The organism is Novispirillum itersonii (assembly GCF_014205675.1).
Classification (GTDB): domain Bacteria; phylum Pseudomonadota; class Alphaproteobacteria; order Rhodospirillales; family Rhodospirillaceae; genus Novispirillum; species Novispirillum itersonii_A.
The window spans coordinates 168091-182641 of sequence record NZ_JACIIX010000008.1; the positions used below are offsets into that span (position 1 = coordinate 168091).

A 14551-nucleotide genomic window follows, 5' to 3' on the forward strand; every position below is an offset into this window, starting at 1 on the left:
ATGGCAGCCTTTGTGACCACCCGCAAAATCCTGTTTCAGCACTGCGATCCGGCGGGGATTGTGTTCTATCCCCGCTATTTCGAGATGATCAATTCGGTGGTGGAGGAATGGTTCGAGGATGTTCTCGGCCACTCCTTCGCCAGCCTGCACATGGACCAGAAGAAGGGCGTACCGACGGCGGGGATCTCGGTGGATTTCCGCGCCCCCAGCCGTCTGGGCGAGGTGCTGACCTTTACCCTGACCCCCGGCCCGCTGGGCCGCTCGCGCATCCCCTGCCGGATTGAAGCCCATGGCGGCGGACAGTTGCGGCTGGAAGGGGCGCTGACGCTGGTCTATGTCGATGGCGTCACCCTGAAGTCGGAACCCCTGCCTGCCACCTTGGCACAGCGGATTGAACAGTCCTGACCTGATCCCCGGTTTTACCCGTCGTCCGTCTGTGGATCTGCCTGTGGCGTCCGCGCCGGGCGCCTGATGAGAGAGTTGATGACATGCACGATCTTCTGCACCCCAAGACCTGGAAGCCCGCCATCGGTTATGCCAATGGCATCAAGGCCACCGGCACCACCCTGTATCTGGGCGGTCAGATCGGCTGGAACGGTCAGCAGGAGTTTGAGACCGACGACTTTGTCGGTCAGGTTGAACAGGCCCTGCGCAACATTGTCGCCATTCTGGAAGAAGGCGGGGCCGGGCCGGAGCATCTGGTGCGGCTGACCTGGTATGTCACCGACAAGCGGGAATACCTCGACCGCCTGAAGGATGTCGGACAGGCCTACCGCACCGTGCTGGGCCGCCACTTCCCGGCGATGACGATGGTACAGGTGGCGGCGCTGGTCGAGGACCGCGCCAAGGTGGAGATCGAAGCCACCGCCGTTCTGCCGTAACGCTTTTTACCCTTTGCGGAACCGGGCCACCGCCGGGGCGATGCCGTAATGGATTGCCCCGGCCACCGCCAGCCCGGTGGCCAGACCGCCGATCCCCGCCGATCCGGCGGAGACCAGCCAGCCGAGCACGGCCCCGATGGCGGGCACCGCCTGTGCCGCTCCGGCCGCCAGTCCGGCAATGCCGTGGCCGAGGGCATCAGCCCCGTACTGTTCCAGCCCATGCACCAGAATGCCGCCCCCGACCCACAGCATGGCAGCGGTGCCAACGATGCTGAGCAGTTTCAGGAATTTCGGCATGCCGGTGACCAGTCCGCGCCCGATCACCTGCAACAGGCGGCTGCGGGTGCGGGCCAGCAGCAGACCGGCATCGTCCGCCTTTACGATTATCGCCACCGCGCCGTAAACGACAAGGGTGATGCCGATACCGACCACTGCCAGAATGGCGGCCTGCATCCAGAAGGACGGGGTTTCCGCCGCCACGGTGGACAGGGTGATCGCCATGATCTCGCCGGACAGGATCAGGTCGGTGCGGACGGCACTGCGGATTTTTTCCTCTTCCAGCTCCTTGGCGGTGCGGGCAGCGGAAACATCGGCGGTATCGTCCCCGGTCGCATGGTGGAACAGCGCCTCGATCACCTTTTCCGCGCCTTCGTAACACAGGAACAGCCCCCCGGCCATCAGCAGCGGGGTGATCGCCCACGGGGCAAACAGGCTGAGCAGCAGGGCGGCAGGCAGCAGGATCAGCAGCTTGTTGCGCAGCGACCCGACGGTGATGCGGGCGATGATCGGCAGTTCGCGGTCGGCGGTGAAGCCGACCACATAGCGCGGGGTGACGGCGGCGTCATCCACCACCACCCCCGCCGCCTTGGCCCCGGCCTTACCCGCCTGCGCCGCAGCGTCATCCAGACTGGCCGCCGCCACCTTTGCCAGCGAAACCACATCATCCAGCAGCGCCAGAAGCCCCTGCGACATCGGAAAATCCTTCCTGAAACCCTGTTGCCGCCAGTTAACGGAAGCCGGGACCGGGATGCAAGACGTGGTTTGAAGAAAACGGACAGGCGGAAACAGGGCTGGGCGTCTGGGGGAGGAGGAAAACACGGATCCGGGCGGACTGTTTTCTTCTGAAATGCAGGCTCCCCCATCAGAATGAGGTCAAGGAGCCCAAGGCTTTTGTCGGGTGTGGGGCCAAGCCCCATGGGGTGGGGTGTGGGGGCCGCTCCCCGGTCAGAGAGCCAAAAGAAACAGGGCCGGTCTCTGCAACCGGCCCTGTCTGTCAGGGGGTTTATTCAGCCGCCGCCTTCAGGGTCGGCGGGGAGCGGAAGGCTTCCAGAAGCTGGGCCTCCTTGTGCTTGGCCTCTTCCACGTTTTTGTCCAGCACATGGCCGTAACCGCGCATGGTCATCGGCAGGGCGGCCAGATCGACGGCGATGGCGTGATTGGCGACGGACAGAGACGGCAGCAGGCCGGTGATCATTGCCTCATACTCGGCGATCAGGCGGCGCTGCATTTTGCGTTCGCCGGTGTAGCCGAAGATGTCGAAGGCACTGCCGCGCAGGCCCTTCATCTTCGCCAGAACCTTGAACGCGGTCATCACCCACGGGCCGAAGGTGGACTTCTTCAGGCGGCCGGTCTGCGGATCGCGGTTGCCCAGCAGCGGCGGTGCCAGATGGAAGGTCAGCTTCAGGTTGCCTTCAAACTGCTTCTTCAGGGCGGTTTCGAAGGTGCCGTCGGTATACAGGCGGGCGACTTCGTATTCGTCTTTATAGGCCAGCAGCTTGAACCATGCCTTGGCGACAGCCTCGGTCAGGGCGGTGCTGCCGGGCAGGGCTTTCTGCTCCGCCGTGCGGACCGCGCTGATCAGGCCGGTGTAGCGGGCGGCATAGGCGCTGTCCTGATAGGCGGTCAGGAACCCGGTGCGGCGGGCGATCATCTCGTCCACGCTTTCCGACAGGCGGTGATGGGCGGCAACCGCACCCGCCACTGGCTTCAGCAGGGTATCAACCCGGGCGACGTCCACGGCGGCGCGGCGGCCCCACAGGAAGGCCTGACGGTTAAACTCCACGGCGGTGCCGTTCAGTTCCACCGCCCGCATCAGGGCCTCTTCCGACAGCGGCAGCAGACCCTTCTGCCAGGCATACCCGACCAGAAACAGGTTGGCGGCGAGGGAGTCCCCCAGCAGCCCGGTGGCAAGGCGGGTGGCATCGATAAAGTGGGCGGCATCCCGGCCGACCGCATCGACGATCACGTCCTCGATTTCCCGGGCCGGGAACCTGACGTCCGGCTTGCGGGTGAAGTCGGCGGTCATGGTACGGTGGCTGTTGATCACCGCATGGGTCTTGCCCTGCTGCATCTTGCCAAGGGTGTCATAGCCCCCGGCGGTCAGGCTGTCACAGCCCAGCACCAGACGGGCATTCCCGGCGGCAACGCGGACGGCGTGGATGTCATCCGGGGTGCGGCCGATGCGCAGGTGGCTGACCACCGCCCCGTTCTTCTGCGCCAGACCGGCCTGATCCAGGGCGGAAACGCCCCTGCCTTCCAGATGTGCCGCCATGCCGATCAGGGCGGAGATGGTGACGACGCCGGTGCCACCGATGCCGGTGATGACGATGTCATAGGGATCCTTGCCGATCACCGGGATCGCCGGGGCGGGCAGGGCGCCGAACTCCACACCGGTTCCGGCGTTGCCGCCCTGCTTGCGGACCTTGCCACCCTCGACGGTGACGAAGGACGGACAGAAACCGTTGACGCAGGACAGATCCTTGTTGCACGACGACTGATCGATGGCGCGCTTGCGGCCGAATTCGGTCTCCACCGGCTCGACGGCGACACAGTTGGATTTCACGCCGCAGTCGCCGCAGCCTTCACAGACCAGATCGTTGACGAACACGCGCTTATCGGGATCGACCATCTTGCCGCGCTTGCGGCGGCGGCGCTTTTCGGCGGCACAGGTCTGGTCATAGATCATCACCGTCACGCCGGGGATCTCGCGCAGGTCCTTCTGCACGGCGTCCAGCTCGTCGCGGTGGTAGAACTTGATCCCGGCCGGGAAGCCATAGTTGATCGGGTACTTGTTGGGCTCGTCGGAGACCACCACCACCTTGACCACGCCTTCGCCCAGCACCTGCTGCGCGATCTGCGGTACGGTCAGCGGGCCGTCATGCGGCTGGCCGCCGGTCATCGCCACCGCATCGTTGAACAGGATCTTGTAGGTGATGTTGACCTTGGCGGCGATGGACTGGCGGATCGCCAGCAGGCCGGAGTGGTAATAGGTGCCATCGCCGAGGTTGGCGAAAATGTGGGTCTCGTCGGTGAACGGGGCCTGACCGACCCATGGCACGCCTTCCCCGCCCATCTGGGTGAAGGTGGCGGTGGAGCGGTCCATCCACGTCACCATGTAGTGGCAGCCGATGCCGCCGACCGCGCGCGACCCTTCCGGAACGTTGGTGGAGGTGTTGTGCGGGCACCCGGCACAGAAGTGGGGAATGCGCTTGGCTGCCACCTTCGGTGCTTCCAGCGACCGTTCCTTGGCTTCCAGAAAGTCCAGACGCTGCTGGATCGAAGGGGCGGTGACAAAGCGGCTCATCCGCTCCGCCAGCACGCGGGCGATACGGGCCGGGGTCAGTTCCCCTGCGGACGGCAGGGTCCAGGTGCCCTGTTCGTCAAACTTGCCGACCACGCGCGGGCGCACGTCTTCCCGCCAGTTGTACAGCTGTTCTTTCAGCTGGTTTTCGATGATGGCGCGCTTTTCCTCGATGACGACGATCTCTTCCAGACCCTCGGCAAAGTCGCGCACGCCCTGCCGCTCCAGCGGCCACGGCATGCCGACCTTGTACAGGCGGATGCCGATGCGGGCCGCCATCTCGTCATCAATGCCCAGATCGTCCAGCGCCTGCCGGACGTCGAGGTAACTTTTGCCGGTGGTGACAATGCCAAGGCGCGGGTTGGGGGTGTCGATCACCACCTTGTTCAGCTTGTTGGCCCGGGCAAAGGCCAGCGCCGCATACAGCTTGTGCCGCATCAGGCGCAGTTCCTGATCCAGCGGGGTATCCGGCCAGCGGATGTGCAGACCATCAGCCGGGATCTCGAAATCAGTCGGGATCACGAACTGATGGCGGGCCGGATCGACATCGACGTTGGCGGAGCTGTCCATCACCTCGGCCAGACACTTCAGCGCCACCCAGCAGCCGGAATAGCGGCTCATGGCGGTGGCGAGCATGCCGTAATCCAGCACTTCCTGCACGTTGGCGGGGTGCAGCACCGGGATCTGAAGGTCCATGTAGGCGTAATCGGTCTGATACGCCACGGTGGACGACTTGGCGGCGTGGTCATCGCCGGAGAACAGCACCACCCCGCCGTGCTTCGACGTTCCGGCCATGTTGCCGTGACGGAGCACATCGCAGGAGCGGTCAACGCCGGGGCCCTTGCCATACCAGTAGGCAAACACGCCGTCGTATCTGGCCCCCTTGAACAGGTTGACCTGCTGGGTGCCCCAGACGGCGGTGGCGGCCAAATCTTCGTTGATGCCCGGCTGGAATTCGATGTGGTGCGACTTCAGGTGTTTTTTGGCCTTCCACAGGGTCTGATCCAGACCGCCGATCGGCGATCCCCGGTAGCCGGAGACGAAACCGGCGGTGTTCAGGCCATTGGCAAGGTCATGGTCACGCTGCATCAGCGGCAGGCGGGCAAGGGCCTGAATGCCCGATAAGTAAATCCGCCCGGAAGATAGGGTGAATTTGTCTTCCAGTGTCACGTTGACATCGACGGTCATTGTAACTCTCTCCCTGATGCTGCGGTGCGCAAGATATTGTGCAGGGCAATATGGCGCGGAACCGGACCAGCGTTGGTTCTGGGGCTGTGCAGTTTTTACGGTCTGCGGATTTTTACAGCACCACTATTGATCATGGGTCCGACCATACGCCGGGGCAAGGGGGCTGCCAATAGGTCAGTTTTGCTGACCTAGATTTCGCAGCAATATTCTTGCGTTTCCGGAAAACGTGAAACAAGCTTGCTGATGGGATAGGTTTTTCAGACCATTCCTTACTCAGCCCGTCTTTCAGTGCATGGCTGTGCCGCGCCGGAAGAATGGATCAGCCCGACTCCCACCCCAGACCGGAGGTTTCCGATGCCCCAGCCCGACCACATCATCCGGATTGATCTGCCGGAGGCCCCGGTCCTGCCAGAGGACATGCAGACCTATTTCGACAAATGCCGGGATAAGCTGGGCATGGTGCCGAATGTGCTGACGGCCTACACCGGTAACCCGGAGAAACTGCGGGTGTTTGCCCAGTTTTATAACCAGCTGATGCTGGCACCGTCAGGCCTGAGCAAGTTGGAGCGGGAACTGATTGCGGTGGCGGTCAGCTCGGCCAACCGCTGCTACTACTGCCTTGTCGCTCATGGGCAGGCGGTGCGGCAGATGTCGGGGGACCCGCAGCTGGGCGAGATGATGGTGATGAATTACCGCGTTGCCGACCTGCCGGAGCGCCAGCGCGCGATGCTGGATTTTGCCTGGAAGCTGACCGCCACCCCGCACGAGATCGGTGATCTCGACCGCGACCGCCTGCGGGATGTCGGTTTTGGCGAGCAGGATATTTTCGATATCGTCGATACGGCGGCGTTCTTCAACTACACCAACCGGATGGCGCATGGGCTGGATATGATGCCCAATGCTGAATACCACCGGATGGACCGGTGAGGACTGCCGGAAAATGAAAACGCCGCCTGTCTGGGGCGGCGTTTTTGTGGGATCAGCACTTGCGGGCGATCGGGGTCCGCAGATCGGTCAGTGTTCCCCGCAGGGTAAAGTCGCCGAAGTCCTGAAGGATGCTTTCGGCGACACCATTGTCATGGTAGCGCAGGGTCACCTCGAAATCCGGGGTGCCGGTGGTGTTTTCCGGGGTGAAGAACGCCAGTACCACCGGCCAGCCGGGGGTGTTGAGCAGCAGGTTGGGCAGGGCGGAACCGGAATCACCGGGGAAGCGGGCCCCGATGGCGGCGCTGACGTTGACCGCCTCGCCGATGGCGGAGCCGTCGAACACCTTACGGGCAAAGAACCGCTTGCCGTCCCGGGCCTGCCGGATCAGGGATTCGGTATGCGAGGTGGGGAACAGGGTTCCGGCCGTCAGGTCAAACACCACGGATTCCGCGCCTTCGCCTTCATCGCGGAAGGTGGCGGAGCCGACCCCATCGGGGCCGAGACGGGCATCGCCCTCATAGGAATCAACAATCTCACCGTCGCGGTGGTTGCGGACCTTAAAGCGGTAAGAGCTGCCGTCCTTGGCTTCCCACGACACGAAATCCCAGACAGTGCTGGTCGCCCCGCCAGAGGTCTGCCACAGGGTCAGTTCGGTATGGGTCTCAACGGTCCAGCCGTCACAGCTGTCGGAGAAGGTGTAGCGCATGACCCCGTTGGCACCGACAATGCCGGAGGACGGCTTGGCGCTGTTCAGGCGCATGCTGTATTCGGCTTCATGCGGGGCAAGGGGACCGGCTGCATCGGCGGCGCTGGCCGGCAGGGCCATCAGCAGAGCCGGCAGAAGAATCACCAGACTGCGCGCTGCGGTCAGCAGATGACGCTTAAAGCTCCGCAGGGGAACAGGCGATGGTTCCGCAACAGCGGCTTCAGAGGCAAGAAGACTCTGAAACTCTTCGGAAACTTTAGCGATGTTGCCAATATGGCACACGACGCCCCCCAACGAGAACACAGGATCAGCAGACTGGATTTGGGAATTAAAATGAAGAAGATCAAGGCGTTTGGGAAGCGCCATCCCGCATTGCGGAACAGTTTCCTGTAACACTGTGGCAAAAAAGCCCCGTTTTCGGGCGGCAGGGGTGGCTTCATTCGGATAAGGCGATGAAAGGGCAGGGCTTTCCGGGGCGTGCAGGGTCGGCACAAAGAAAAACCGCCCGCGCGAGGGCGGGCGGTTTCCTGTTACTGGAGTCAGGGGCAGGGCTCAGCCCTTGCTGACTTCCACCTTCTTCGGCAGATCGAGCTTAATGTGCAGCTCTTTCAGCTGGCGGTCGGTGACATGGCCCGGCGCGCCCATCATCAGGTCCTGCGCCTGACCGTTCATCGGGAACAGGATGACTTCACGGATGTTCGGCTCGTCGGCCAGCAGCATCACCATGCGGTCGATACCCGGGGCAGCGCCACCGTGCGGCGGGGCGCCGAACTTGAAGGCGTTCAGCATGCCACCGAACTTCTCTTCCACCACTTCCGGCCCGTACCCGGCGATTTCGAACGCCTTGTACATGATTTCCGGCAGATGGTTCCGGATGGCACCGGACGACAGTTCAATACCGTTGCAGACGATATCGTACTGATAGGCCTTGATGGTCAGCGGATCCTGATTCAGCAGCGCGTCCATCCCGCCCTGCGGCATGGAGAACGGGTTGTGGCTGAATTCCACCTGCCCGGTGTCTTCGTTCAGCTCGTACATCGGGAAGTCGACAGTCCAGCAGAACTTGAAGATATCCTTCTCGCGCAGATCCAGATCGTCGCAGACGCGCTCGCGGACCTTCCCGGCGAACTTGGCCGCCTTCAGTTCCTTGTCGCAGACGAACATCACGGAATCGCCGTCCTTCAGGCCGCAGGCATCCTTGATGGCCTGCACGCGGTCGGCTTCCAGATTCTTGGCGATCGGGCCCTTCGGGCCGTCTTCGGCAAACTGGATGTAGCCCAGACCGCCCTGACCCTCTTCGCGGGCCCATTCGTTCAGCTTGTCGTACCAGCCACGCGGACGACCGGCGGCACCCGGGGCCGGAATGGCGCGGACGACGGAACCGGCCTCGACACCACGGGCGAAGATGCCGAACCCGGAGGCACGGAAGGCTTCGGTGACATCGGCGATGATCAGCGGGTTGCGCAGGTCCGGCTTGTCGGAGCCGTACTTCAGCATCGACTCATCGTAAGGAATGCGCACGAACGGCATCGGCGACACCGCCTTGCCATTGGCAAAGTCGGTGAACAGGCCGTGCAGAACCGGCTCGATGGTCTGGAAGACATCTTCCTGCGTCACGAAGCTCATTTCAAAATCGAGCTGGTAGAATTCACCCGGCGAACGGTCGGCACGGCTGTCTTCATCGCGGAAGCAGGGGGCAATCTGGAAGTAGCGGTCAAAGCCCGCCACCATCAGCAGCTGCTTGAACTGCTGCGGCGCCTGCGGCAGCGCGTAGAAGGTGCCGGGGTTCAGGCGGCTGGGCACGAGGAAGTCGCGCGCCCCTTCCGGGCTGGAGGCGGTCAGGATCGGGGTCTGGAATTCGGTGAAGCCCTGATCCAGCATCCGCTTGCGCAGGGTGGAAATGACCTGCGAGCGCAGGATCATGTTGGAATGCACCTTGTCGCGGCGCAGGTCGAGGAAGCGGTAACGCAGACGGGTGTCTTCCCCGGCATCCTGCACCCCGGCAACCTGCAACGGCAGCACGTCGGCGCGCGACTGTACCGTCACGTCGCGCACGCGCAACTCGATTTCGCCGCTCGGCAGGTTGGGGTTGACGGTGTCGCCGGTGCGGGCAACCACTTCGCCGGTGATGGTGATCACGCTTTCAACGCGGACGCCTTCCAGGATCTTGAACTGATCGGAGGACACATCCGTCACGCACTGGGTCAGGCCGTAGTGGTCGCGCAGATCGACAAACAGCAGGTTCCCGTGGTCGCGCTTGCGGTGAACCCAGCCGGACAGCCGCACCTGCTGGCCCACATGCTCCTTGCGGAGTTCGCCACAGGTGTGGGTGCGGTAAGCGTGCATGAGGAATTCCTCTTCGGTTCCGATATGAAAAGGGCGGAGGGCCGCAATGCCGCAGCCCGAACCGCCGAAAAACACACGGTTCGGGGGGCGTTGTCAAGAGAGGGAATGGAAAGGATGCCGCCCCGGACGGAGCAAAAGAAAACGGCACCGGAGAAAAGCTCTCCGGTGCCGTGATCAGGACTGTTGCCTGCCTGCCTGCCGGCGGGGCGGGCAGGAACGCCTTAGTGGTGCTGAATGATCTGGCTGAGGAACTTCTTGGTCCGCTCTTCCTGCGGATTGTTGAACAGCTCGTTGGGGGTGTTGCGTTCCACCACCGAGCCATCAGCCATGAACACCACGGTATCGGCCACGGAGCGGGCAAAGCCCATTTCGTGGGTGACGCAGACCATGGTCATGCCTTCCTGCGCCAGCTCGGTCATCACGTCCAGCACTTCCTTGATCATTTCCGGATCAAGGGCGGAGGTCGGTTCGTCGAACAGCATGATGTCGGGCTTCATGCACAGCGCCCGGGCGATCGCCACGCGCTGCTGCTGGCCGCCGGACAGCTGCCCGGGGTACTTCCCGGCCTGATCGGGGATCTTCACGCGGCCAAGGTAGTACATGGCGGTGTCGATCGCTTCCTTGCGGGGAACCTTCTTCACCCAGGTCGGGGCGAGGATCAGGTTCTCCAGCACGGTCAGGTGCGGGAACAGGTTGAAGGACTGGAACACCATGCCGACATCGCGGCGGATGGCTTCAATCGCCTTCACGTCGTTGGTCAGTTCGGTGCCGTTCACCACGATCGACCCGGCCTGATGTTCTTCCAGGCGGTTGACGCAGCGGATCATGGTGGACTTGCCGGAGCCCGACGGGCCGCAGACGACAACGCGCTCACCCTTGCGGATGGTCAGGTTGATGTCTTTCAGCACATGGAACTTGCCGTACCACTTGTTGACGTTGGTCAGCTTAATGACGGCTTCATCGCCCGGCTTGTGCACCTTGGCAGAGGCTTGGTCGCTCATCGGCGAACTCCCGTGTTCAGGTGGCGCTCAAGATACTGGCTGTAACGCGCCATGAAGTAGCAGAAGAGGAAGTAGATCAGGGCGGTGAAGACATAGGCTTCCACGTAGAACGGACGCCACAGCGGGTCCGTCAGGGCGGTCTTCACGGTATTCAGCAGGTCGAACAGACCGACGATGAACACCAGGGACGTATCCTTGAACATGGAAATGAACTGGTTCACCAGCGGCGGAATAACCAGACGGATCGCCTGCGGCAGGATGATCAGACGGGTTTTCTGCCAGTAGCCGAGACCAAGGGCGTCGGCGGCTTCGTACTGGCCGCGCGGCAGGGCCTGAAGGCCGCCACGGACGGCTTCGGCCATGTAAGCACCGGTGAACAGCACGATACCGATGAAGGCACGCAGCAGCTTGTTGATCGTCACGCCTTCCGGCAGGAACAGCGGGATCATGACCGAGGCCATGAACAGCACCGAGATCAGCGGAACGCCACGCACCAGTTCAATGTACACCACGCTGACGCTGCGGATCACCGGCAGGCTGGAGCGGCGGCCAAGCGCGGCAAGGATGCCGAGCGGGAAGGCCAGCGCAATGCCGAGCACGGAGAGCATCAGGGTCAGCGGCAGGCCGCCCCACTTTTCATTCTCGACATACGGCAGGCCAAGAATGCCGCCCCACATCAGGATGCCGCTGCCGATGACGACCACGGCCCACAGACCCAGCAGCCGGCGCGACCAGAAGCGCGGGTTGCAGCTGACGGCCACGGCCACGATGTACAGCAGGGTGGAAACGACCGGACGCCACTGTTCCTCGTAAGGATACAGGCCGAACAGGATGAAGCGGTACTTGTTCTGCACCACCGCCCAGCAGGCGCCGACGCCGTCAACGCGGCAGGCATCGGGGGTGGCGGACGACCAGACGGAGCTGATGAAAGCCCAGTCCACAATCGGCGGCAGGATCTTGACCAGCAGGAACAGCGCCAGCAGGGTCAGGATGGTATTCGGCACGGAGCCGAACAGGTTCGACTTGGCCCAGCCGAGCAGATCCATCGACTTGGTCGGCGGATTGACCGGATAGACGGTTGCCGGTTCCTCGACGTGGGACAGCGCGTCTTCGGGATGGGGTTTGTATTCGGTGCTCATACTTACCGGCCTCCCCGCAGCGAGATGTGCCCGTTATACCAGTTCATGAAGGCGGAGATGGTCAGCGAGACCGTCAGGTACGCCAGCATGATCATCGCCACACCTTCAACCGCCTGACCGGTCTGGTTGATGGTGGTGTTGGCGGTGCCGACCAGATCGGGGTAACCGATGGCCACGGCAAGCGAGGAGTTTTTCACAAGGTTGAGATACTGGCTGGTCAGTGGCGGAATGACGACGCGCAGCGCCTGCGGCAGCAGGATCAGACGGACGACAAGGCCACGGCGCAGGCCCAGGGCAACGGCCGCCTCGGTCTGGCCCCACGGCACGGCGATGATGCCGCCGCGGACGATTTCGGCGATGAACGAGGAGGTGTACAGGCTCAGGCCCAGCAGCAGCGCGGCAAATTCCGGAGAAATCAGCGCCCCGCCGGAGAAGTTGAAGCCGGTCAGGGCCGGGACATCAAACGCGGTCGGTGCCCCGCCGATCAGCCACCCGACCGTCGGCAGGCCGATCAGGGCGGCAAGGCCGGGGATCAGCACGTTCGGGCGGTTGCCGGTTTCGGCCTGCACCCGGTTGGCGCGGCGGCCAAGCAGGTAAATGGCGATAACGGCGGCCAGCAGGCCGATCACGCCCAGGGTATGCCCGTGTTCCCACACCGGCCACGGGAATTTGAACCCGCGGTTGGACAGGAACCACCCTTCGGCAAACTTATGCGCCTGACGCGGGCTGGGCAGCGATACCGTGATCAGGGCGTACCAGAAGAACAGCTGCAACAGCAGCGGAATGTTCCGCAGGCCTTCCACATAGACTGTGGCCAGACGGGCCACCAGCCAGTTGGAGGACAGGCGGGAAACCCCGATGACAGTGCCGAGGACGGTGGCGATCACCACACCGAAGACCGCAACCTTCAGGGTGTTGAGCAGCCCGACGATGATCACGCGGCCGAACGTGTCGGCGGGGGTGTAGGAAATGACGCTTTCGGAAACGTCGAAGCCGGCTTCGCGGCTTAAGAAACCAAGGCCGGTGGCGATTTGGCGGACTTCAAGGTTATGGATGGTATTGCTGACCAGATAGCCGATCAGCCCCACGAACAACCCGAGAACCACGATCTGTGCAATGATGCCGCGGACACGGACATCATTGAAGAACGACGCGCCAGACCGTCCTTTGTTGGGTTCGGTCATGTCTTACTTTCCCTCATAAACATAACCGCCGGTCCAGAACAGTGTCCGGGACCGGCGATCATATGATCAGGAGTGACGTTTAGCGGACCGGCGGGGCGTACATCAGGCCGCCCTTGTTCCACTGCGCGTTCAGGCCGCGCTCGAGCTTGAGCGGGGTCTTCGGACCGACGTTGGCTTCGAAGCTTTCGGAGTAGTTACCGACCTGCTTAATGACGTTGTAGCCCCACTTTTCGTCCAGGCCGAGGGCGGCGCCCATGCCCGGGGTGACGCCCAGAAGACGCTTCACGTTCGGGTCAGTGGCGGTCTTGGCCACGTCATCGACGTTGGCGGAGGTGATGCCATATTCTTCACCGGAGACCATGGCGTACTGGGTCCACTTGACGATGTCGAACCACTGGTCATCGCCATGGCGCACGGACGGGGCCAGCGGCTCCTTGGAGATGATTTCCGGCAGGATGATGTGGTCATCCGGGGTCGGCACGTCATTGGCGCGGATCGAGGCCAGCTGGGAGGCGTCGGAGGTGTAGGCATCGCAACGGCCGGCGACGTAGGCGGCGTTGACTTCTTCCAGCTTTTCGATGGTGACCGCGTTCAGCTTCATGTTATTGGCGCGGAAGTAGTCAGCCAGGTTCTGTTCGGTGGTGGTGCCGGTCTGCACGCAGACGGTGGCGCCGTTCAGTTCCTTGGCGCTCTTCACGCCCAGCTTCTTGGTGACCAGAAAGCCCTGACCGTCATAGTAGTTCGGCGGGGTGAAGTTCAGGCCGTTGGCGGTGTCGCGGGTCAGGGTCCAGGTGGTGTTACGGGACAGGATGTCCACTTCGCCGGATTGCAGGGCGGTCAGGCGCTGCTGGGCGGACAGCGGGACAAACTTCACCTTCTTGTCATCGCCGAACACGGCGGCGGCAACGGCACGGCAGACGTCAACGTCGAGGCCTTTCCAGTTGCCCTTGTCATCGGGGGCGGAGAAGCCCGCCAGGCCGGTGTGAACGCCGCAGACCAGTTCACCGCGCTTCTTCACCGCGTCGAGGGTCGGGCCCGCGAAAGCGGAAGTGGCGGCGAGAGAGACGGTGGCGACGGCGGTCGCTGCCAGCAGGAAACGTTTCATTAGGTTAGCCTCCGAGCTATACGGACGTGATTAAGGTCGTTTTTGGTTCCCCTCTGCCCTGCACCGGTTGCTCCGGCTCTGTCGGTTATTTTGTTACGTCTGCAACGGTTTAACCGTCTTCAGGGTAACTATACAACCGGGTTACGCAGGGTAGGTGAAGAGGATACTAACCCGGGATGAGGCGTTATGAAATCTCGATTGCAGATTATTTTTTGAAATAAAATTACAATGTTCGATTATTATGCGAATTTAGAATTATTTTTTGGAATAAAATTTCCAAATGGATTGTGTTGCACCTGCGAATTTGAGCAAACGGTCAGGTTTTGGCAGTGGAATCGTCTGGGGACGGCGGAAACCCTCGGATCGCGCCGGAGGCAATGCGAAGACAGAATATTGCGTGTCTGTCATATAGGTCAGCGGTGTTGACATACCCTCCGGTGGCTTCCGGGTTTGTTTATTGCCGTCTTTTTGCCTGTTTTTCCGGTTCCGGTGGC

The 14551-nt window shown here is 62.4% G+C and carries 11 protein-coding genes; 3 read left to right on the forward strand and 8 right to left on the reverse strand.

What is annotated here, in order from left to right; genetic code table 11:
* Both FHS48_RS11985 and FHS48_RS11990 read left to right on the forward strand, forming a co-directional pair.
* The gene (locus FHS48_RS11985) at positions 1-405 is read left to right on the forward strand and encodes an acyl-CoA thioesterase (protein WP_184263788.1); all 405 of its coding nucleotides are present in this window, start codon (positions 1-3) and stop codon (positions 403-405) included.
* Between the two features lie 83 nt (positions 406-488).
* Entirely contained in the window at positions 489-881 is a 393-nt protein-coding gene (locus tag FHS48_RS11990) for a RidA family protein (RefSeq protein WP_184263789.1), read from the forward strand.
* A 6-nt stretch (positions 882-887) separates the two neighbouring features.
* Here the strand turns inward: FHS48_RS11990 and FHS48_RS11995 are convergent, their stop codons facing one another.
* The gene (locus FHS48_RS11995) at positions 888-1853 is read right to left on the reverse strand and encodes a DUF808 domain-containing protein (RefSeq protein WP_184263790.1); all 966 of its coding nucleotides are present in this window, start codon (positions 1851-1853) and stop codon (positions 888-890) included.
* Between the two features lie 310 nt (positions 1854-2163).
* Positions 2164-5649: an indolepyruvate ferredoxin oxidoreductase family protein gene (locus FHS48_RS12000; RefSeq protein WP_184263791.1), complete on the reverse strand. Its 3486-nt coding sequence runs from the start codon at positions 5647-5649 to the stop codon at positions 2164-2166.
* A 354-nt stretch (positions 5650-6003) separates the two neighbouring features.
* On the opposite strand from FHS48_RS12000, the gene FHS48_RS12005 reads away from it, so the two are divergent.
* A complete protein-coding gene (locus FHS48_RS12005) occupies positions 6004-6576 on the forward strand; it encodes a peroxidase-related enzyme (protein WP_184263792.1) in 573 nt (190 codons plus the stop codon).
* 52 nt (positions 6577-6628) lie between these two features.
* Here the strand turns inward: FHS48_RS12005 and FHS48_RS12010 are convergent, their stop codons facing one another.
* The 6 genes from FHS48_RS12010 to FHS48_RS12035 all read right to left on the reverse strand — a co-directional run bounded on the left by FHS48_RS12010 (position 6629) and on the right by FHS48_RS12035 (position 14057).
* Positions 6629-7426 carry an EipB family protein gene (locus FHS48_RS12010; RefSeq protein WP_184263793.1) on the reverse strand — a complete coding sequence of 266 codons (798 nt, stop codon included), beginning with the start codon at positions 7424-7426 and terminating at the stop codon, positions 6629-6631.
* 408 nt (positions 7427-7834) lie between these two features.
* Entirely contained in the window at positions 7835-9628 is a 1794-nt protein-coding gene (aspS, locus tag FHS48_RS12015; RefSeq protein ID WP_184263794.1) for an aspartate--tRNA ligase, read from the reverse strand.
* Between the two features lie 221 nt (positions 9629-9849).
* The gene (locus FHS48_RS12020; RefSeq protein WP_184263795.1) at positions 9850-10629 is read right to left on the reverse strand and encodes an amino acid ABC transporter ATP-binding protein; all 780 of its coding nucleotides are present in this window, start codon (positions 10627-10629) and stop codon (positions 9850-9852) included.
* Positions 10626-11768, reverse strand: a complete 1143-nt coding sequence (locus tag FHS48_RS12025; RefSeq protein WP_184263796.1) for an amino acid ABC transporter permease — start codon at positions 11766-11768, stop codon at positions 10626-10628. Before FHS48_RS12025 ends, FHS48_RS12020 begins: the two co-directional genes overlap by 4 nt.
* Positions 11769-11770: 2 nt before the next feature.
* Positions 11771-12952 carry an amino acid ABC transporter permease gene (locus FHS48_RS12030; protein ID WP_184263797.1) on the reverse strand — a complete coding sequence of 394 codons (1182 nt, stop codon included), beginning with the start codon at positions 12950-12952 and terminating at the stop codon, positions 11771-11773.
* A gap of 79 nt (positions 12953-13031) precedes the next feature.
* Positions 13032-14057, reverse strand: coding sequence for an amino acid ABC transporter substrate-binding protein (locus FHS48_RS12035; protein WP_184263798.1), 1026 nt, complete (start codon positions 14055-14057; stop codon positions 13032-13034).
* Positions 14058-14551: the final 494 nt, after the last annotated feature.

Excerpts from the sequence above, each read along its gene's own strand:
- FHS48_RS11985 (WP_184263788.1), top strand. The coding sequence starts at position 1 with ATGGCAGCCTTTGTGACCACCCGCAAAATCCTGTTTCAGCACTGCGAT.
- FHS48_RS11990 (WP_184263789.1), top strand. The coding sequence starts at position 489 with ATGCACGATCTTCTGCACCCCAAGACCTGGAAGCCCGCCATCGGTTAT.
- FHS48_RS11995 (WP_184263790.1), bottom strand. The coding sequence starts at position 1,853 with ATGTCGCAGGGGCTTCTGGCGCTGCTGGATGATGTGGTTTCGCTGGCA.
- FHS48_RS12000 (WP_184263791.1), bottom strand. The coding sequence starts at position 5,649 with ATGACCGTCGATGTCAACGTGACACTGGAAGACAAATTCACCCTATCT.
- FHS48_RS12005 (WP_184263792.1), top strand. The coding sequence starts at position 6,004 with ATGCCCCAGCCCGACCACATCATCCGGATTGATCTGCCGGAGGCCCCG.
- aspS (WP_184263794.1), bottom strand. The coding sequence starts at position 9,628 with ATGCACGCTTACCGCACCCACACCTGTGGCGAACTCCGCAAGGAGCAT.
- FHS48_RS12020 (WP_184263795.1), bottom strand. The coding sequence starts at position 10,629 with ATGAGCGACCAAGCCTCTGCCAAGGTGCACAAGCCGGGCGATGAAGCC.
- FHS48_RS12025 (WP_184263796.1), bottom strand. The coding sequence starts at position 11,768 with ATGAGCACCGAATACAAACCCCATCCCGAAGACGCGCTGTCCCACGTC.
- FHS48_RS12030 (WP_184263797.1), bottom strand. The coding sequence starts at position 12,952 with ATGACCGAACCCAACAAAGGACGGTCTGGCGCGTCGTTCTTCAATGAT.
- FHS48_RS12035 (WP_184263798.1), bottom strand. The coding sequence starts at position 14,057 with ATGAAACGTTTCCTGCTGGCAGCGACCGCCGTCGCCACCGTCTCTCTC.